This window comes from Algoriphagus ornithinivorans, from assembly GCF_900115305.1.
In the GTDB taxonomy this organism is placed as follows: Bacteria; Bacteroidota; Bacteroidia; order Cytophagales; family Cyclobacteriaceae; genus Algoriphagus; species Algoriphagus ornithinivorans.
In genome coordinates, this window is sequence record NZ_FOVW01000011.1 from 32554 (window position 1) to 51137 (window position 18584).

17 protein-coding genes are annotated in these 18584 nt (G+C 39.2%); 13 read left to right on the forward strand and 4 right to left on the reverse strand.

All coding sequences use genetic code 11. The features are described from left to right. The first annotated feature begins 46 nt into the window (after positions 1-46). The 10 genes from BM073_RS15695 (at position 47) to BM073_RS15735 (ending at position 13069) form a co-directional block, all read left to right on the forward strand. A complete protein-coding gene (locus tag BM073_RS15695) occupies positions 47-1006 on the forward strand; it encodes a YheT family hydrolase (protein ID WP_091655289.1) in 960 nt (319 codons plus the stop codon). Positions 1007-1029: 23 nt separating this feature from the next. Continuing rightward, positions 1030-1728 carry an SOS response-associated peptidase gene (locus BM073_RS15700; RefSeq protein ID WP_091655290.1) on the forward strand — a complete coding sequence of 233 codons (699 nt, stop codon included), beginning with the start codon at positions 1030-1032 and terminating at the stop codon, positions 1726-1728. Between the two features lie 195 nt (positions 1729-1923). Continuing rightward, on the forward strand, positions 1924-2922 hold the full coding sequence (locus BM073_RS15705) for a 3-oxoacyl-ACP synthase III family protein (RefSeq protein WP_091655377.1): 999 nt from the start codon (positions 1924-1926) through the stop codon (positions 2920-2922). Continuing rightward, the gene (locus BM073_RS15710; RefSeq protein ID WP_091655291.1) at positions 2922-3473 is read left to right on the forward strand and encodes a hypothetical protein; all 552 of its coding nucleotides are present in this window, start codon (positions 2922-2924) and stop codon (positions 3471-3473) included. Before BM073_RS15705 ends, BM073_RS15710 begins: the two co-directional genes overlap by 1 nt. A gap of 102 nt (positions 3474-3575) precedes the next feature. Then, complete coding sequence (locus tag BM073_RS15715) at positions 3576-5159, forward strand: toxin-antitoxin system YwqK family antitoxin (protein ID WP_091655292.1); 1584 nt, start codon at positions 3576-3578, stop codon at positions 5157-5159. Positions 5160-5201: 42 nt separating this feature from the next. Further along, entirely contained in the window at positions 5202-5372 is a 171-nt protein-coding gene (locus BM073_RS17985; protein ID WP_139217514.1) for a Lacal_2735 family protein, read from the forward strand. A gap of 375 nt (positions 5373-5747) precedes the next feature. After that, on the forward strand, positions 5748-6995 hold the full coding sequence (locus tag BM073_RS15720) for an ROK family transcriptional regulator (protein ID WP_091655293.1): 1248 nt from the start codon (positions 5748-5750) through the stop codon (positions 6993-6995). Positions 6996-7006: 11 nt separating this feature from the next. Continuing rightward, positions 7007-10309 carry a VCBS repeat-containing protein gene (locus tag BM073_RS15725; protein WP_091655294.1) on the forward strand — a complete coding sequence of 1101 codons (3303 nt, stop codon included), beginning with the start codon at positions 7007-7009 and terminating at the stop codon, positions 10307-10309. Continuing rightward, positions 10299-11636 carry a vanadium-dependent haloperoxidase gene (locus tag BM073_RS15730; protein WP_091655295.1) on the forward strand — a complete coding sequence of 446 codons (1338 nt, stop codon included), beginning with the start codon at positions 10299-10301 and terminating at the stop codon, positions 11634-11636. The genes BM073_RS15725 and BM073_RS15730 overlap by 11 nt, the downstream gene beginning before the upstream one ends. A gap of 5 nt (positions 11637-11641) precedes the next feature. After that, positions 11642-13069 (forward strand): sulfatase family protein, encoded by a 1428-nt coding sequence (locus BM073_RS15735; RefSeq protein ID WP_091655296.1) that lies wholly within the window; start codon positions 11642-11644, stop codon positions 13067-13069. 584 nt (positions 13070-13653) lie between these two features. Here the strand turns inward: BM073_RS15735 and BM073_RS15740 are convergent. After that, the gene (locus tag BM073_RS15740; RefSeq protein ID WP_091655297.1) at positions 13654-14487 is read right to left on the reverse strand and encodes a 1,4-dihydroxy-2-naphthoyl-CoA synthase; all 834 of its coding nucleotides are present in this window, start codon (positions 14485-14487) and stop codon (positions 13654-13656) included. A gap of 105 nt (positions 14488-14592) precedes the next feature. On the opposite strand from BM073_RS15740, the gene BM073_RS15745 reads away from it, so the two are divergent. Then, complete coding sequence (locus BM073_RS15745) at positions 14593-15663, forward strand: AMP-binding protein (RefSeq protein WP_091655298.1); 1071 nt, start codon at positions 14593-14595, stop codon at positions 15661-15663. Next, positions 15660-16091 carry a DUF2141 domain-containing protein gene (locus BM073_RS15750; protein WP_091655299.1) on the forward strand — a complete coding sequence of 144 codons (432 nt, stop codon included), beginning with the start codon at positions 15660-15662 and terminating at the stop codon, positions 16089-16091. The genes BM073_RS15745 and BM073_RS15750 overlap by 4 nt, the downstream gene beginning before the upstream one ends. Here the strand turns inward: BM073_RS15750 and BM073_RS15755 are convergent. After that, the gene (locus BM073_RS15755; protein WP_245756438.1) at positions 16088-16759 is read right to left on the reverse strand and encodes a 2OG-Fe(II) oxygenase; all 672 of its coding nucleotides are present in this window, start codon (positions 16757-16759) and stop codon (positions 16088-16090) included. The two genes, BM073_RS15750 and BM073_RS15755, sit on opposite strands and share 4 nt — an antisense overlap. Before the next feature lie 12 nt (positions 16760-16771). Between BM073_RS15755 and BM073_RS15760 the strand changes: the two genes are divergently transcribed. Beyond that, on the forward strand, positions 16772-17533 hold the full coding sequence (locus tag BM073_RS15760) for a hypothetical protein (RefSeq protein WP_091655300.1): 762 nt from the start codon (positions 16772-16774) through the stop codon (positions 17531-17533). Here the strand turns inward: BM073_RS15760 and BM073_RS15765 are convergent, their stop codons facing one another. Next, the gene (locus BM073_RS15765) at positions 17534-18307 is read right to left on the reverse strand and encodes an XRE family transcriptional regulator (RefSeq protein WP_091655301.1); all 774 of its coding nucleotides are present in this window, start codon (positions 18305-18307) and stop codon (positions 17534-17536) included. It abuts the gene before it with no gap. Next, complete coding sequence (locus BM073_RS15770) at positions 18304-18561, reverse strand: hypothetical protein (RefSeq protein ID WP_091655302.1); 258 nt, start codon at positions 18559-18561, stop codon at positions 18304-18306. Before BM073_RS15770 ends, BM073_RS15765 begins: the two co-directional genes overlap by 4 nt. Positions 18562-18584 lie beyond the last annotated feature (23 nt).

The window sequence follows — 18584 nt, forward strand, 5'->3', positions numbered from 1 at the left end:
AGTATTTTCCCCTCTGATTGAAGCCATAGATAATACATTAAATTGTATGCCTCTGATTACCCAAAGCAACTACAAAAGGCCTAAGTGGCTGTTTAATGGCCACTTAGAAACTATTTACCCCGCCCTTTTTCGCAAAATAGAGCTCTTAAACGGACAAAGGGAGCGAATTAAAACAGCCGATGGAGATTTTCTGGATTTGGATTGGTATAAGCAAAACTCCTCCCATTTAGTCATCATCAGTCATGGTTTGGAAGGAAACAGTTCCCGTCCCTATATGTTGGGTATGGCCAAAATATTTTTCAAAAATGGCTTTGATGTGCTCACTTGGAATTATAGGGGTTGCGGAGAAGAGCTCAATAAACAGGCAATATTTTATCATTCCGGAGCAACCTATGATTTGGATGAGGTAGTGAAGCACTCAATGCCGCATTATGATCAAATCAGTCTTATTGGTTTCAGCTTAGGAGGAAACCTTACATTAAAGTATCTAGGAGAACAAAAAGACAACAATCCAAAAATCAAAAATGGAGTGGCTGTTTCAGTTCCGCTTCACCTTTCATCCAGCAGCAAAAAGATATCAGAAGGCGAAAACATCCTTTACTCCAAAAGATTTCTCAAATCGCTAAGAGAAAAGGTTATGAAAAAGGCAGAAACACATCCTGAGGAAATCCCGGTTCATTTTTTAAAAAACATCAAAACTCTCAGCGATTTTGATGATTATTTCACTGGACCTTTACATGGCTTCAGCGATGCAGAGGAATATTATGAGGTTAATTCATCTATCCATTTTTTGGATCAGATTGATGTGCCTACTTTGGTTTTGAATGCTAAAAATGATCCCTTCCTAAGCGAGCGCTGTTTTCCTGAAAAATTGGGAAAAAGTATTCCAAAAGTTTATTTCGAATTCCCAAAATATGGGGGTCATGTGGGATTTTCTTCAGGAAATAATTCAATTCCTTACTATTCTGAGCAAAGAGCATTTGAATTTATAGGGATGGATATCTAACTTCCAGCAAATTATGACAAATCATGTGTGGTAGATATTCTCTAAGCAAAAGCAAAATTGAATTGGAAGAAAGGTTTCAGGCAGAAATGCTTCCTGATTTCAACCCTAGGTATAATATTGCCCCAACTCAGCTTTTGCCGGTAATCACTTCCCAAAGTCCAAAGGGATTTTCATTTTTCTATTGGGGAATCACACCTGAATTTGGAAGAAATAAACCAGTCGCTCAAAAACTGATCAATGCAAAAGCAGAATCAGTGCATGAGAAAGTTTCTTTTAAAACCTCTTTTAAACAAAGGAGATGTCTGGTTCCAGCTGACGGCTTTTATGAATGGAAACAATTGGGAAAGAAAACCAAAATTCCCTATCGGTTTACCATGAGGGATGATGAGTTATTTGCCTTTGCTGGAATTTGGGAAGAGTATGAAAATATCAATGGAGAAAATCACCATACTTTTTTGATTTTGACCACTTCTCCAAACGAATTGGTTTCTGAAGTGCATGACAGGATGCCTGTCATTTTAAATCGGGAAGATGAAAAGAAATGGCTGGACTCTTATACCGAAGAAAAAGAGCTTCTTGCTATGCTGAAGCCATATCAGGCTGAAAAAATGCTCAGCTTTACTGTTTCCCCTATGGTTAATTCAGTGAAGAATGATAGTCCGGCTATCATCAAAAGAACCTCTCCCATGGATCAATTTGGGAATTATACCCTTTTCGGGTAAACAAATGAGGCTTTGATGGTTTTTGTAGAAAGCGCCTAAGTCACGATATTTAGGTCTCCTTTTCGAGTATTGACCCAAATTTGCCATAATCGAGTATGACCCAAAATAACCTGTACAGATGTGATTATTATTCATACGAGATCCAATCTGTCATTTGGCAGGACGGCATGGCGATTGAAAAAAAAGAATAATCACATGAAAAAATCCAGAATATTAGGTGTAGGCCATTATGTACCTGAGCGTGTTGTAACCAACGAAGATCTTGCAGGAATGATGGACACCAACAATCAGTGGATTGTTGAAAGAACCGGAATTTACAGCAGACATTGGTTTACTCCAGGAGTAGACACCATCACTTCCATGTCCAAAGCTGCCACGATTAAGGCTCTTGAAAGAGCTAATGTCACAGCAGAGGAAATAGACTTTATCGTCTTTGCTACCATCACTCCAGATTATTTTATTCCCGGAAATGGAGTCTTACTACAGCGAGAACTCAACTTTAGAGAAATTGGAGCGCTTGACATCAGAAATGCTTGTTCTGGATTTATCTACGCGCTTTCCATCGCCGATCAATTTATAAAAACCGGCATGTACAAAAAGATTTTGGTAGTAGGCGCAGAAATACAATCCTCTGCCTTGGATAAAAGTGATGAAGGAAGATCCAGTTCAGTCATTTTTGCAGATGGTGCCGGTGCAGTAGTCCTAGGAGCTGTGGAATCTGATCAACCAGGAATTCTTTCTACCCATTTACACTCAGAGGGAAAGTATGCGGAGGAGCTCTATTGTAAAGACCCAGGAAGTAGTAGAGAGGTGAGGCTTTCTCCGGAAATGTTGGAATCAGGAAGCACCTTTTTAAGGATGAACGGAAACGCTGTATTTAAACATGCTGTGGTACGTTTTATGGAAGTTATTCAAGAGGCTTTGAAACATAATCAATTGGATAAATCAGCCATAGATTTATTAGTGCCTCACCAGGCTAACTTGAGAATCAGCCAATACATTCAGCAAAAATTGGAATTGCCGGATGAGAAAGTTTTCAACAATATCATGCATATGGGAAATACAACGGCAGCAACTATTCCAATTGCATTAAGTGAAGCTTGGGAACAAGGAAAAATCAAAGAAGGCGACCTCATTTGTTTGGCTGCTTTTGGATCTGGCTTTACTTGGGCTTCCGCTCTGCTAAATTGGTAATGGATAAAAAATCAGATAAACTGGATTTGGATCTTTGGGCTGATGAAAATTTAATCCGAAGACAGAATCAGTTGAAATATCAGTTTTGGGAAGTTCTTGGAGCTGTTGGCGATGAATTCCCGAAAAGTGAGCTTAGTCTATACCACTGCAAAGTCAAAGGAAAAAAATTAGCCCAAGGCCAAGATTTAATGGGCCTTCCCTATCAAGTCTTGGATATTTTTAGAGATTTTGACCTAGAGCAAGGATTAAATATTCGCTTGCTCAATTGGTTTGGCAAAGGAGTTTATCTTTTTGTTTTATGCGGAACAAATTCACATACCGACTGGGGTCTAGAAGAACTTGACTTTCAGAGATCTTGGACAAGCAGCCCTTGGGAATATTCCGAACTGTTATTAGAGGAGTTTTCGGAAAACGAAAACCTTAACTATATTCAATGGTTTAAAAGTTTACCTGTTTCTTCTGCTCTTAGCCAAAATCAAAAAGATTGGACAGAGGCAATTAGAAAAGTTCTAAACTCCCTTCAGACATTTCTGGCAAAGAAGCAGAAATAGGTTATTTTTAAACAGGAATTCTATTTGTTCGTAGAATACTAAGAATCATTCAAATTAGTTCTCCCCGATATTTGGCTCTAGCCAGATCATGACAAATAATTTATGAGATATCTAATCATCCTTTTCCTTTTTATAAATTCTTCACTTTTTGCCCAAGAAACCGAATTAGTAAAAATCTTCAGTCCGGATTCCAGCATCATGGCCACTGGTGTGATTAAGCAGGGCAAAAAACAAGGCTTATGGAATTACTACAATCCAAAAAACAATGCCCTTCTAACTAGGGGAAAATTTGAAAACGATATACGTGAAGGCGTTTGGGTTTCATTTTTTCCCAATGGAAAAAAAATGTTAGAAGCAGAGTATAAAAATGGAGTTCTTTTTGGCCCGGCAGAGGTTTATGATAATGATGGTTTTCTTAAAAGGAGGTTGATTTTTCAAGACAGTCTGATAGTTGGAAAATATGTGGAGTACTTTGGTAGTACAGGCCAACCAGATTTTGTGGATCCCAAAGCAATCTTTACAGAGGGGCAATATGAAAAAGGTGAAAAATCCGGTCAATGGATTTATTATTATCCTTCTAGTGAAGTTTTAAGAAGAGAGTTTTATAAAAAAGGAGTACTAGACGGGCCATTTTTTGAGTATGACGTAGATGGAAAACTCCTAATAGAAGCCACTTATTCCGAAGGAAAACTTGATGGAAAATACACTGCATTCTCCTCCTATAATTATGTACTTGAAACAGGAGAATACAAAATGGGAAAAAAAGTCGGCCCCTGGGTGAGATACTTTCCTGACACAAAAACTATTGAAGCTGAAGAATTCTACAATGAAAATGGGAATAGAATCGGAACTTGGAAATACTACTATCTGAATAAACGACTTGCAAGAATTGAGACCTATGAAAATGGTATCGCTGTTGGAACTTGGGAAGAATATTACCCCAACAAAAATGTAGCTAAGCGAAAAACCTATGAGCTGGGAGTTCCAGTAGGTAAATACGAAGAATTTTACGAGGACGGAAAAGTTTCTGTCGAAGGGCAATATGCCAACGGTATGAAAACCGGCGTATGGAAAAGTTATTTTCCTGACGGGGTTTTATTCTCTATAGGTGAATATAGAAATGATGTCAAAACAGGTCTTTGGAAATACTTTAATAAAATCAGCATCCTGATCGCAGAAGGTGAATACGAATTGGGAATGGAAAACGGGCAATGGGTCTATTATTATGATGGTGGACAATTGAAGACCGTTGGATCCTACAAATTGGGTTTTGAAGACGGAATCTGGGGATTATTTTATGACAATAAGCAATTAACCCAAGAAGAATTCTGGAAAGAAGGCCGTCTATGGAATGTCTCGGAATACAATTCCTATGATGGTTCCAAAACGTATGATAAAGGTACCTTAAAGGATGGAGACGGGACCAGAATCACCTACTATATAAATGGCAAAAAAGAATCTGAGGGAGTTTATAAAGAGGGCAAAGCCGATGGCAGATGGATTTTCTATCATGAGAATGGAAGAAAGGCTTCAGAAGGTGCGATGAAAGATGGAAAAAGAGAAGGTCCTTGGAGATATTATAATTCCGCAGGTAGATTGGAAGATTTGATCAATTACAAAAATGATGAGATCGTAGAAGGAGACAGTCGAACTCAAGATCCATCAGCCTCATTCATTCGGTTTTAAAACCTTTTAAATCCTCTCGTGTTCTACCCCTAAAGACTAGATATGTTTGGATTATTTAAGAAGAAATCCGAAGCTGAAAAACTTCAGGATTTGTACAAAAAGAAATTGGAAGAAGCACACAAGATCTCCCACTCTAATAGAACTGCAGCTGATAAATTAATGGCTGAGGCAGAAGAAATAGCAAAAAAAATCGAAAACCTTACAAAAAACTAAACGCATATTCAATAATTTATAATGCATTTATTTGTATTTCAAGTATTTATATGTAAATTAGAATGATTATTTAAGCTAGTCCGATAGAGCATTTTTTCAACTAGATTAGTTTATTTTAAGGGTGATTGAGCTACGGACGCATACTTAATAATTCTTTTTGAGGCTGTCTTTGTTCAAAGACAGCCTCATCTTTTTTTAATCCAATATAAAGAGGTCTACCCAAACCCGAAACCTTTCTAAATCTTTTAGTCAAATATCAATCAATTAAAAATAAATTGATTTTGCAGCGTTAAAATTTGAATCATTTTCTAATTTTTTTAAAAAAGTATTTTTTGAAACCTAAAAATTCCCTTATTTCAGGTACAACTTGAATCTATGAACCTAATAAATCCAAATGCCCTCATCGAAAAGATGGAGGGAGTAGTCGAAATCAAGAGTTATCTCAACAAGATAAAGATCATTAAGAACCTATATCTCAAAGGAGCAAATACAGCCAGTGAAATTTGCAATGAGGTTGGGATCTCACTTCCTACCGTCAACTCCCTACTCACAGACTTGATGAGTTCGGGAGAAGTCATCAAGCATGGTCGAGCAGAATCTCAAGGAGGAAGAAAGCCTGATCTGTACAGATTAGCGGAGGACGCTTTCTATGTCCTTTCTGTAGATCTTTCAAAGTTTAATATGAATCTTGGGCTCTATTCCTGCAATCATACCTTAGCAGTAGCCAAAGAAAGCCACAAGATTGTTTTAGATAATGAAAAGGAAACTTTTGATAAAATCTGTGACATCATAGATCATTATTTAGCCAACACGGGAATAGAGTCGGACAAAATCATTGCTATCGGTATTTCTATGCCAGGCCTAGTGGATTCTATAGGGGGTATCAATTATACTTATTTCCGCTTTGGCAAAAAGTCTTTATTGGAAAACTTTGAATCCAGATTCCAGAAGAAGATTTTCATGGAAAATGATGCAAGAGCCATGACTCTCGCTGAATTCAAGTTTGGATCCAATCATTCTTACAAAAATGTATTGGGCCTTTTCGTTGGTTGGGGAATTGGTTTGGGAATTATCATCGATGGTAAAATCTACAGAGGAGCATCTGGATTTGCAGGTGAATTTTCTCATTCACCGATCTTCGAATCTAGAGATGTAACCTGCATATGCGGAAAGAAAGGATGCTTGGAAGCGGTTGCTTCAGGAACAGCCATTGTAAAGATGGCAGAGGAAGCCATCAAACTGGACAAAGATAGTATTCTAGCAAGAATGGTAAGAGACCACGAAGGGGAACTGGAGCCTGGAATCGTGGTAGAAGCTGCATTAGCAGGAGATCAAAGAGCAATCACTATTCTTTCTGAGGCTGGCTTGGATTTAGGAAGAGGAATATCTATGCTGATCCAATTGCTCAATCCAGAATTGATCATTATAGGTGGATCTGTGGCTGAAGCCAACCAATATTTGATCACGCCAATTCAACAAGCATTAAATATCTACAGCATGGCCAAATCAAGAGAAAAATCTCAATTGGCTCTCTATCAGCTTGGGCAAGATGTGGGATTAATGGGAGGAGTAGCAGTGGTCAATGAACAGCTTTTTGAAGATGTAATCAGCAGATTAGGATAAGTATTATTCCCATGAGCACCAATAATTCAAAGATCTTTTCTAAGTCACTTTTTTGGATGCTCATGGGACTTTGCCTCTTATCCATTTCAGGGCATGCTCAAGAAAATTTCGAGGCAAAATACCAACAGCTTAAAGCCAGCAAATCCAGGGTCAATTTTAAAAACCAACTGACCGAAGATCAATACAACAATATTCTCCGATATGAATATTTCTATAATGGTGGCGGAGTGGCTGTCGGCGACTTGGACAATGATGGACTGGATGATATTTTCTTTACTGGAAATATGGTACCCAATAGGTTATATAAAAATCTAGGAGGTCTGAAATTTGAAGATTTAACCAAGTCAGCTGGAATTGGAGGAAAAAACTCTTGGGCAACGGGGGTAAGTATGGTAGATATCAATGCTGATGGTTTGCTGGATATTTACGTCTCCTACTCGGGAAAAGGTGATGAGCAAAGCCGAAAAAATGAACTTTGGATCAATCTAGGTGGCTTTGAATTCGAAGAAAAAGCAGAGGAATATGGTATAGCGGACCCTTCCAATTCTACTCAAGCCTTATTCTTCGATTTTGATAGAGATGGTGATTTGGATCTATATCTACTTAATCACCATATCCAAGTCATTAATGAGTTAGAGTTTGATGAAGTCAAGTTGCTGCGACATCCAACCGCAGGCGACAAGCTGTATAGAAATGACAATGGAAAATTTACAGACATCAGTCAATCAGCGGGCATCAAAGGCTCTGCCTTAGGGTTTGGATTAGCAGTCATTGCCTCAGATATCAATGGAGATGGATGGACAGACCTTCTAGTCACTAATGATTACATAGAGCCCGACTACCTTTATATTAATCAAAAGGATGGCACCTTCAAGGACGAATTAACCACCTACTTTCAGCATATTTCACACTTTTCCATGGGAGCTGATATAGCAGACATCAACAATGATGGGTTGAAAGATATCTACACTTTGGACATGCTACCGGAAGATAACCGAAGACAAAAGCTCCTCTATGGTCCGGAAAACTACGAGCAATATGCATTGATGATCAAAAAAGGCTTTTATCATCAAAACATGAGAAATATGCTCCAACTTAATTTGGGAGATGGGATTTTTTCAGAAGTAGGTCAATTGGCAGAAATATCAAATACCGACTGGTCTTGGTCGGCCTTGTTTTTTGATGCTACCAACAACGGCTTTAAGGACTTGATGGTCACCAATGGATATTTCAGAGACTACACCAATAGGGACTTTTTAAAGTATAAAGGGGACTATTATTTCAAACAGGCCGTAGCAAATCAAAAAGCCGACACTTTGCATTTAGTAACTTCCATGAGCTCCACTCCTATTTCCAATTATTTCTTTCAAAATCTGGGTGATCTGAATTTCAAAAACCGCTCAAATGATTGGGGATTTGAGGAAAAAGGATTTTCCAGTGGAGCTGCCTATTCGGATTTGGACAATGACGGAGATTTGGATTTGATTGTCAGTAATCTGAATGAAACAGCAGGAATCTTTGAAAATACCGGGAAGAAAGGAAACTGGATTCAGTTCCGGCTTCAAGGTCCGGAATTAAACCCTTTCGGGCTAGGCTCCGAAATCAAAGTATTTAGTAAAGGAAGCCAGCAAATTCAAGAACATCAGGTAGTCCGAGGCTTTCAGTCAAGCAGTACATATAGAGTTCATTTTGGATTGGGAGAAAACTTAAGTGTTGATTCGGTATTGATCTCTTGGCCTGATGGTAAAGTTGAAACCATCCAAAATCCCAAAGTCAACAGCATAAATACCTTAAGCTACAGCAATGCTATTACTCCCCATCCGAAAGCTGCTATTTCAAAAACCTTCTTCAGCAAAGTAGAGAAGCTACCTGATTTCAAGCCAAAACCCACTGGATTCAATGATTTCAAAAGACAACCCTTGATGACTGTTATGCCTGGGGCTATTAGTCCTGTTTTGGCAAAGGGAGATCTAAACCAAGATGGTATTCCTGAAATTTTTATCGGAGGCACCAAAGGTCAGTCTGGAATGATTTTTAGCTTTGACGGAAGTACTTGGTCCAATTATAAAGGGTTTAGATCTTCCGAGGAATTCACTGATGCAGTTGCGATTTTTGAAGATTTTAATGCTGATGGTTGGCTGGATTTATTTATTGGAAGTGGAGGCTATCATGATTATCTAAGTAGTGATGAGGCACTTCAGGACAGACTTTATCTTAATGATGGAACAGGTAAATTAAGCCTTCAAAAAAACTTCACAGCCTATACCCTATCAACTGGCACTGCCCAAGCATTGGACATCAACCAAGATGGATTTTTGGATTTGTTTGTCGGAGGAAAAGTGATTCCCGGAAGATACCCTGAAATACCTCTCAGTAAAGTCTTAATCAATGATGGTAGCGGAGTATTTTCAGATCAAACAGATCAATATCTCCCTCAAAACGGAAAGTTGGGCTTGATTCAAACTAGTATTAATGTAGATCTGAATGAGGATGGATTTCCGGATTTAGTGATCGCAGGAGAATTTATGCCTATTACCGTTTTGATTAATCAGCAAGGAAAATCATTTATAAACCAAACAGATCAATACTTTAAGGATCATATATCAGGATGGTGGACTGCACTTCATGCTACAGATCTAGATGGTGATGGGGATCTGGATATCCTCGCCGGAAATTTTGGCAACAACTCTCAGTTCAAGGTAAACGATGAAAAAAAGCTCAGGCTCTATGCTTCTGATTTTGATCAAAATGGCTCAATAGATCCGATTTTGGAATGCTACATAGGGGATGAGGTATATCCTTTTGCAAGCCGGGATGAATTACTGGATCAAATGGTCTCCATGAGGAGCAAATTCACTACTTATGAGAGTTATGCTGATGCTAAGTTGCAAGATTTATTTTCGCAGAAAGACTTGGAAGCTGCTCAAATTTTAGAAGCCAACAGTCTAAGCTCATATGTTTTTGAAAACACAGGAACCGGTTTCATTGCCAAGAAACTCCCAACTTTAGCTCAAGCCTTTCCCATTTTTCAAATTCAAACGGGGGATTTTGATCAGGATGGCTATACAGATTTGCTCTTGGGTGGCAATCAAAGGTTAACAAGGATTCGGATTGGCAATATAGATGCCGGGCTAGGATTAGTGCTAAAAGGCAATGGAAAAGGAGATTTCCAAACTACCTACCCAACTGAATCAGGTTTGGCAATTAAAGGAGATATTAAGTCGATTTTATCAATTGAAGTGGCAGGGAAAAAATTCTTGCTATTTGGGATTCATGGACAAGCTTTAGAACTTTATCAATACCATGAGAAATAAAGCCCAGCAACTGATTATCATTCTTCTATTCGCAGTTGGCCTAAATCAAGCAAAAGCGCAATCCTTGAATTGGCCAAAGACCTATAAGGAACAGCTATTTCATCTAACTGAAGTGATGGTCACGGACGTGGCAAGTCCTCCGGTAGCTGCTAGAATCTACGCCTATTCCAATCTAGCCACCTATTTGGCTATTAGAGAGCAAGGAAAGGAATTCAAACATCCGGATTTGCTTGAACCATCTCGGCTAAATAGTCTCGAACTAGAAAAAGATCCAGTCAGTTCACCCGAGTTTTCAGCAATTTATGCCATGCTGTTGGTAGGTGAAAGTATTATGCCTTCAGGTTATCTTTTGAAAGAAAAGAAAGAGAAATGGGTGGATTTTGCTCTAAAAAACAAACTTTTCAAAAAGAAAGAACTGGAGGCGCACATCACCTTTGCTAAAACAGTTGCGAATTCGGTTCTAGCCCAGGCCAAATCAGATGGTTATCTTGAACTTCCCACACTAACCAGATATAGCCCCAAGGAAGGTGCTGGCAATTGGTACCCCACTCCTCCAGCTTATATGGGTGCTGTTGAACCAGAATGGAGAACTATTAAAACTTTTTACATTCAGGACCTGAACCAGTTTTCTCCAAATCCTATGGCTACTTATGATTTGAAGGAAGGTAGTTCCTTTCGTACCCAATTGATGGAGGTTTATCAAACAGTTAAAAACCTGAATGAGGAACAAAAACTCATAGCCAATTTCTGGGACTGCAATCCTTTTATGGTAGAATTTTCCGGACACATGGCGATGGGTGTTAAAAAAATATCTCCAGGAGGACACTGGATCGGAATCACTGGAATTGCGGCAGAAAAACAGCAATTAAGCTTTGCAGAAACTGCATACATTCATGCTTTAGTTGGAATGACTTTGCATGATGCCTTCATTTCCTGCTGGAAGGCCAAATATGAAACAGACAGAATACGTCCTGAAACAGTCATAAACAGAGAATTGGACCAAAGGTGGAAGCCATTGCTTCAAACTCCCCCTTTTCCGGAATTCACCTCTGGTCACTCCGTGATCTCTCGAGCCTCTGCGGTAGTATTAACGGGTTATTTTGGACATGATTTTGAGTTTCTGGATACCTCAGAAATTTACTTCGGCTTACCTGAAAGACAGTTTCAGTCCTTTTTACAAGCATCTGAAGAAGCTGCCATTTCTCGATTATATGGGGGTATTCATTTTAGAGATGCGATCGAAGAAGGAGTAGCCCAAGGAGAAAAAATTGGACAAAATATCTGGAAAAAAATAAGTAAAACTGAAGTTTTTATAAGTAAAAAATAACAGCCTTGAAATCGACCCTAGCACTTCTATTATTCTCTTGTTTATTCTGTTTTTCCTGCCAAAAAGAAGAAGCTAAAGAGCCTATCCAAAAACCAAATATCGTCTTAATTTTTGCAGATGATCTAGGCTACGGCGATTTGGGAAGCTATGGAGCAAAAGAATGGCAAACTCCTCATCTGGATCAAATGGCTCAAGATGGGGCAAAATTCACGCAATTTTATGTACCTCATGCAGTTTGTTCTGCTTCAAGAGCTGCTTTGTTGACTGGAGCTTATGCCAATCGATTGGAAATCTTTGGAGCCTTGGACCATACTGCCAAGCATGGATTAAACCCAGATGAAACTACTATCGCTGAATTACTCAAAGAACAAGGCTATGCCACAGGCATGGTGGGTAAATGGCATTTGGGTCATTTAGAACCTTTTTTACCGGGCAAACAAGGCTTTGATAGCTATTTTGGATTACCTTATTCCAATGATATGTGGCCTCATCATCCTGAGGCTAAAGACTATTACCCTCCTTTGCCACTGATTCAAGGTGATTCCACTCTTGAAATCATGGATGATCAAAGTTTGCTTACCAGTCGATACACGGAAAAAGCACTGGAATTCATTGAGAGAAATCAAGATCAGCCATTCTTCCTTTACCTGGCCCATTCCATGCCTCATGTTCCTCTTTACGTATCTGAAAAATTCCAAGGAAAGTCGCCTCAGGGAATGTATGGAGATGTAATCATGGAAATTGATTGGTCCGTAGGTGAAATCCGAAAAAAATTGAAAGCATTGGACATGGAGGAAAACACCTTGATAATTTTCACTTCAGACAATGGTCCTTGGCTTTCTTATGGAGGTCATGCAGGATTGACTGGAGGATTGAGAGAAGGCAAAGGCACTTCCTGGGAAGGAGGAATTCGAGTTCCTGCCATTTTCACTTGGCCTGGAAAAATTAAATCAGGAATTGTTCAAAATCAGGCAGCTATGACCGTGGATATTTTACCCACAATTGCTGCGATAACAGGTTCCAATATGCCTCAACTTCCTATTGACGGAAGAAATATATGGCCCATGATTCAGGGAGAGCAGCAGGAGGAAAAGCCTTATTTTGCCTACTATAACCGAAACGAATTACAAGCAGTGATTTATGGAAAATGGAAACTTGTTTTTCCCCACCGCTATAGAACTTTGCCAGAAGGAACCGTCTTGAGAAATGATGGAATCCCCGTTCAATACACGCATGTAAATTTGGAAAAAGCCGAGCTTTATAATTTGGAAATAGATCCTGCTGAAAGTAAGGATGTCTCCGAAGCAAACCCGGAAATGCTAGCCAAGCTACAAGGCTATGCTGAAGAAGCTAGGAAAGATATGGGCGATGCACTAACCGGTTCTGAAGGTAGCGGCATGAGAAAACATGGGAAGTACGAAAGCCCTGACTAGTTTTAATTTTAGAATTACGATTTACGGAATTACCTCTTACTTAATTTTTGAGAAAAATCACGCAGAGGCGCGACGTCGCAGCGAGCATTTTAATAACTACAGAGAGTAAGAAGAATCATTTATTTCAAATTGTTTTTCCAAAGCTGTCCATTGGATTCAACTTGAACATATTTTGAGATTTTTGTTTTACGAATTACGATTTACGAGGGGCCTTAATAACTCAATAACTAATAACAATCAATCTTATGTATCTGTCCGTGCAGGCAGATAACGATAGTCTGGAGGTAAGAGGACTCTTCGACTCCGCTCAGGGTGACCAAAACGTCGATTCCATTTTATACTTCCGCCATCTCGAATTGTGCGTTTCCAAAATGTTAAACCTTGCGGTTACGGCAATATTATTAGTTCACGAGCATCTAAGTTTGCCAACTACCTTCATTAGTTCTTAAAACGGATTATTTAGACTACCGTTTTTCAGCCTTCTGACTTCTAATTTCAGCTTTTCCAAAACTGCCTACTAACTACTGCCTAATGCCTACTTCCTACTAGTCTTTGCCTCTTTCACACTTTGCGGGAGAATCTCCTTAAGGAATCCACTTAATATCCTTAAAATTCGGCTTTCTTTTCTCCAAAAAGGCATTTCTTCCTTCTTTGGCTTCTTCTGTCATATAAGCCAAGCGTGTTGCCTCTCCTGCAAAAACCTGCTGCCCAACCATGCCATCATCGGTTAGGTTCATGGCAAACTTGAGCATCTTGATGGAAGTTGGAGACTTTTCTAATATTTCCTGGGCCCATTGGTAAGCGGTTTCCTCCAATTCATCATGAGGAATAACTGCATTCACCATCCCCATTTCATAAGCTTCTTGGGCAGAATAGTTTCTACCTAAGAAAAATATCTCTCTTGCCTTTTTCTGTCCAACCATTTTGGCCAAATAAGCTGAACCATAACCTCCGTCAAAGCTGGTAACATCAGCATCTGTTTGCTTAAAAATTGCATTTTCTTTACTTGCCAAAGTCAAATCACAAACCACATGCAAACTATGTCCACCTCCTACAGCCCAACCGGGCACTACTGCAATCACAACTTTTGGCATAAAGCGAATCAAACGCTGCACCTCCAAGATATTTAAGCGATGATACCCATCATCTCCTACATAGCCCTGATGTCCTCTGGCTTTTTGATCACCTCCTGAGCAAAAGGCCCATTTTCCATCTTTGGAGGAAGGTCCTTCTCCGCTCAACAAAACAACTCCAATAGAGGTATCCTCCTGAGCATCATAAAAAGCATCATAAAGTTCGGCTGTCGTTTTGGGCCTGAAAGCATTTCTTACATCAGGTCTATTGAATGCTATTCTAGCAACCCCATTACACTTCTTGTAGGTGATATCTTCGTATTCTTTGGCAGTAATCCACTCCATGATTTTCGTTTTGGTTAAAAATCAGATTTTTTTGCAAGATAACAGGCTTCCACGGAATTTGTTGATCTTTCGAACCTGAAGTCTGCTTTCCTGAGTTAAAACCTTATGTTTCAATTAAAATATCATCATCACACTTTTCAAAAGCCTGAAGATTTTATTCAGACACAATCAGGCTATCCTGATTTTTTAAAAGAGGCCTTGGCTTTTTGCCTAGCTTGGAAAAATGGAGAAACCCAATTTCATCAACAAACCTCGGGATCAACAGGCGTACCCAAAAGTATTTTACTTGATAGATCCCAAATGAAAGCCAGTGCCTTAGCTACTCAGGGCTTTTTCAAAATAGGTAAAGACACCAAACTACTTTGCTGCCTAAATCCTGCCTACATCGCCGGAAAAATGATGTTAGTTCGGGCTATGGTTTGGGATGCTCCCATTCAAATCGTAGCTGCAAGTTCAGATCCACTGAGTGAACTCAATTTGGATGAATTACCTGACTTTGTAGCAATGGTGCCATTTCAGGTAGAAAACAGCTTGGAGAAGCCGGACAGCTTAGAAAAATTGCAAAAAATCAAGCATGTTATCATCGGAGGAGCTCCACTTTCCCAAAAATTAAAATCTAAAATAGTCAAACATGGAATTGCTGCTTGGCAAACCTTCGGTATGACAGAAACTGTTTCACATGTTGCATTAGCTAGAATAACTGACGAGCCAGAATTAATTTACAGCACCTTGCCGGGTGTAGAAATCGGAACGGATTCAAATGATGCACTTTGGATAAAATCCCCAATGAGCGGGCCTCCAAAGATCCAAACAAATGACCAAATTGAATTGCTTTCTCCTAATCAATTTATTTGGAAAGGTAGATTGGACTTTGTGATCAATTCTGGAGGAGTAAAGATTCATCCGGAACAAGTTGAAAATAAAATCGAAGATTCAGTTCAAGCCATTTTCCCAGATACCCGATTTCTTGTCAGTTCAAAAAAGGATGAATCCTTAGGACAAAAAGTAGTTCTACTTTTAGAAAGGGAAGGTATTGAAGCGGATAAGGTAGAGAATTTAAAAAAGCAACTTGAACTTGTTTTATCCCGTTTTGAAAGGCCAAAGGAGATTATTTGCCTACCCAAATTTCCTGAGACTGCAAATGGCAAATTAGCCAGAAAAAGCCTGCCTGAATGATACAAATCCTATTGATAGTTTTTCACTTCTTATTTCAAGGACTGAGTTCAAACCAAGATTTAGCAAGTATATCCTTGACGGTCTCGAATTGCAGATCAAACCAGGGCATGGTAAGAATATTGATTTTTGATCAGGAAAGTGGATTTCCTGACAATAGAAAAAAAGCGATTAAGGCCATCTCACTACCTATAAAAAATCAGGAATCAAAAATTGCCATTTTAGATTTAAAACCAGGGAAATACTCCATTTCAACTTTCCATGATGAGGACGAAAATGGTGAGTTAAACAAAAATCCATTTGGCTATCCTTCCGAGAAATATGGATTTTCTAATAACCCACGTGTGATTTTCTCTACTCCTTCATTTGAAAAATGCAGTTTTGAATTGAAAGCGAATCAAGTCAGAGAAATCAACATAATTCTCCGCTAAGCAATCGTCTTCAGCCAGCCAGTGATGCTGTTTCTTTCCTTTTTTGTAGGCAATACTTCATGAGGGATTTCAGCGCTTAAAAATACCACTAACCTTCCCGGCATAGGCAAATAATCTTCTATTCTCTCTGTACCATCAGGATTGGGGAGATACATTCGCAAAGCCCCTTCATCCGCCTCAGTCCATCGATCATTTACATAGAGGATCACAGTGACTTCCCGATAAGGTACTTGATGGAATTGATCCAAATGCCTCTTGTAGAATGAACCAATTGGATATCTGGCAAAATGCCCTTCAAAAGACTTCAACCCCAGAAAGCATCTCCTGTTCAAAATCGTCTTGATTTCTTCTACACGATTCCAATATTCCCGCTGAAGGAGGCTCAAGTTCTCTTCATCCATCCAAAGTACTTCGTCACTTCTGATTTCAGGTATTACCTGCTTTTTATCACCTGATCCCACTGCAGCTTTCCGAAACTTACCTTTTTCAAGGAGGTCAGTTTGTTCATCAAAAAGGGCTTTTCTAAAGATCTCATCGACGAAATTATCTATTACCACATAGGATTTGGTATAAATCTCGTCAGCTATCATTTCCAATACATCTTCCATCAATCGGCTATTTGCTTGCAAAATAACTGCTTTATCAGTGGAAAAAATATACTTTTGCACAAACTTCAAACTATGAGTTCCCCAAAATCAAACGTTACAGGATTAGTTTTCGAATACGATTCAGGAATCACCCCACCTCCTTATGCCCATGTATTTCACATGACTTTGGACTGGTCGGGCAAGGAACTTCAAGCTCAACTTCAATTACATTACACTGATAGAGAGGAACTTTCGGAAGAAGAAATCTTAGATGAAGGCTTTACTCTCAACGATGACTATCAATATGATGGTCCTCTTGATCAGGTTTGGGTCAAATCTCTTCAGGAACTGATCTCCACCTCTAGATGGACAGGCAAATCCCTGGATGAAGGAGGGATTAGAATTGGTCTAACCGAATCAGGTAAAGTAAAGGATTATAAAACTCCTGCCAATCAGGAAGAATGGCAATTAATGGCTCAAGATCTGATTCAAGCCATTTATGAAACCACAAAAAAAGAAGCACCTCTTCAGGTCAATTATAGAATAGTCAGTTCTGAAAGCACTGTGGATTGCTCCGTAACCGTTCATTTTTCCAACAGAAAGGTGATTTTTGAGCAAAATGGTAAAAGCAGAACCATCAATTGGGAATACGCCATTCAATTGATGAAATTGGTTTTTACGCCGGATTATCATTACGAAATGGCCAAAGAATCACCAAGTACCAAGCGAGGTCATTACATTGATTGTGGTGATGGATATTGGCATGAATTGGGAAAAGGTGTGGTCAATATCGATCCAGCCTTTGATGCTGTTGGTAAAATCCAGGAAGGTTTTGAGGGCTTGGTGGAAGAATAATTATCCTTTCAACTTTTTCAAATCCAATTGAATATCCTTAATCATCTCGCCCAAATCATCCAAACTTAAAGGCTTTTTCTTATCTCCCGGATTTGGGAAATCAGTACTGATAAAGGCTTTGGCTTCCCATGCCTCCAGTACATCTTCACCTTTTACCTCAAAGGGCTTATAATGTTCATTATCCGACACCAAAAAGAGCTTACCATTTTCGGATAAATAGTTAAAAACCCTCTTGTAAACTACCCCTTCTGTTTGGGTTACAAGTACATAAGTCCTGCCACTTTTGATAGAACTGAGATGATCCACATAGGCACCAATTACGATTGTACCAGGTATCAGTGGAAGCATGGAATCTCCCGCTAACTCAAAGGCTCTGTAAGTTGCATTGCTTGATAAATTTGGAAGATGAAATTGCGGCAACTTCTCCATGTATTCCTGATCTGCAAAACCATTCAGATATCCGGCAGAGGCCTTTTGACCCACTAGCGTGATATTCTCTCTATCTTGATCGTCTACCGCGATAGTCAAAATGTTCAGATCTCGCTTTTGAATAGCTTTTCTTCCAAGCTTTTCAATATCATGATTGATCAACTCATCCATCCCAACTTCCAATAATTCACAGATCTTTTGAAGGGCCGCAAGTTTGGGTTCTGAACGCCCATCCTCATATGCCGAAATCATAGTTCTTTGCACGTCCAACTGATCAGCCAGATCACTTTGGGTAATGCCTTTTTGCTTTCGCAAAAACCGGAGATTGGAGGCTAGAAAACTCATGCTGAGAACAAATAAAAGTTAGGATCTTCCTGAGCTGGAGCAACCGGAAATAATGGATTGATATTCCGCTCAGCCATTCTTCTATTTTCCAGCTTTCGCTGAATTTCCAAAATGATCTCACCTACCGGCTTCGGCTCTGTCATCAAAAGATATCCGTACCTAGGATCCTGATCATCTTCGACAACAAACTTTACCTGACAATTCCCTGATGCCAAATTTTTAGTGGTGATGTTGATTTTTTCTAGCTTTTCCATGATTGACCTGTTTTACGAGTACT

Coding starts and splice junctions, on each gene's coding strand:
- BM073_RS15710 (WP_091655291.1), top strand. CDS start 2,922: ATGGATAAAAAATCAGATAAACTGGATTTGGATCTTTGGGCTGATGAA.
- BM073_RS15705 (WP_091655377.1), top strand. CDS start 1,924: ATGAAAAAATCCAGAATATTAGGTGTAGGCCATTATGTACCTGAGCGT.
- BM073_RS15770 (WP_091655302.1), bottom strand. CDS start 18,561: ATGGAAAAGCTAGAAAAAATCAACATCACCACTAAAAATTTGGCATCA.
- BM073_RS17985 (WP_139217514.1), top strand. CDS start 5,202: ATGTTTGGATTATTTAAGAAGAAATCCGAAGCTGAAAAACTTCAGGAT.
- BM073_RS15760 (WP_091655300.1), top strand. CDS start 16,772: ATGAGTTCCCCAAAATCAAACGTTACAGGATTAGTTTTCGAATACGAT.
- BM073_RS15695 (WP_091655289.1), top strand. CDS start 47: ATGCCTCTGATTACCCAAAGCAACTACAAAAGGCCTAAGTGGCTGTTT.
- BM073_RS15740 (WP_091655297.1), bottom strand. CDS start 14,487: ATGGAGTGGATTACTGCCAAAGAATACGAAGATATCACCTACAAGAAG.
- BM073_RS15700 (WP_091655290.1), top strand. CDS start 1,030: ATGTGTGGTAGATATTCTCTAAGCAAAAGCAAAATTGAATTGGAAGAA.
- BM073_RS15725 (WP_091655294.1), top strand. CDS start 7,007: ATGAGCACCAATAATTCAAAGATCTTTTCTAAGTCACTTTTTTGGATG.
- BM073_RS15745 (WP_091655298.1), top strand. CDS start 14,593: ATGTTTCAATTAAAATATCATCATCACACTTTTCAAAAGCCTGAAGAT.
- BM073_RS15715 (WP_091655292.1), top strand. CDS start 3,576: ATGAGATATCTAATCATCCTTTTCCTTTTTATAAATTCTTCACTTTTT.
- BM073_RS15730 (WP_091655295.1), top strand. CDS start 10,299: ATGAGAAATAAAGCCCAGCAACTGATTATCATTCTTCTATTCGCAGTT.
- BM073_RS15765 (WP_091655301.1), bottom strand. CDS start 18,307: ATGAGTTTTCTAGCCTCCAATCTCCGGTTTTTGCGAAAGCAAAAAGGC.
- BM073_RS15720 (WP_091655293.1), top strand. CDS start 5,748: ATGAACCTAATAAATCCAAATGCCCTCATCGAAAAGATGGAGGGAGTA.
- BM073_RS15750 (WP_091655299.1), top strand. CDS start 15,660: ATGATACAAATCCTATTGATAGTTTTTCACTTCTTATTTCAAGGACTG.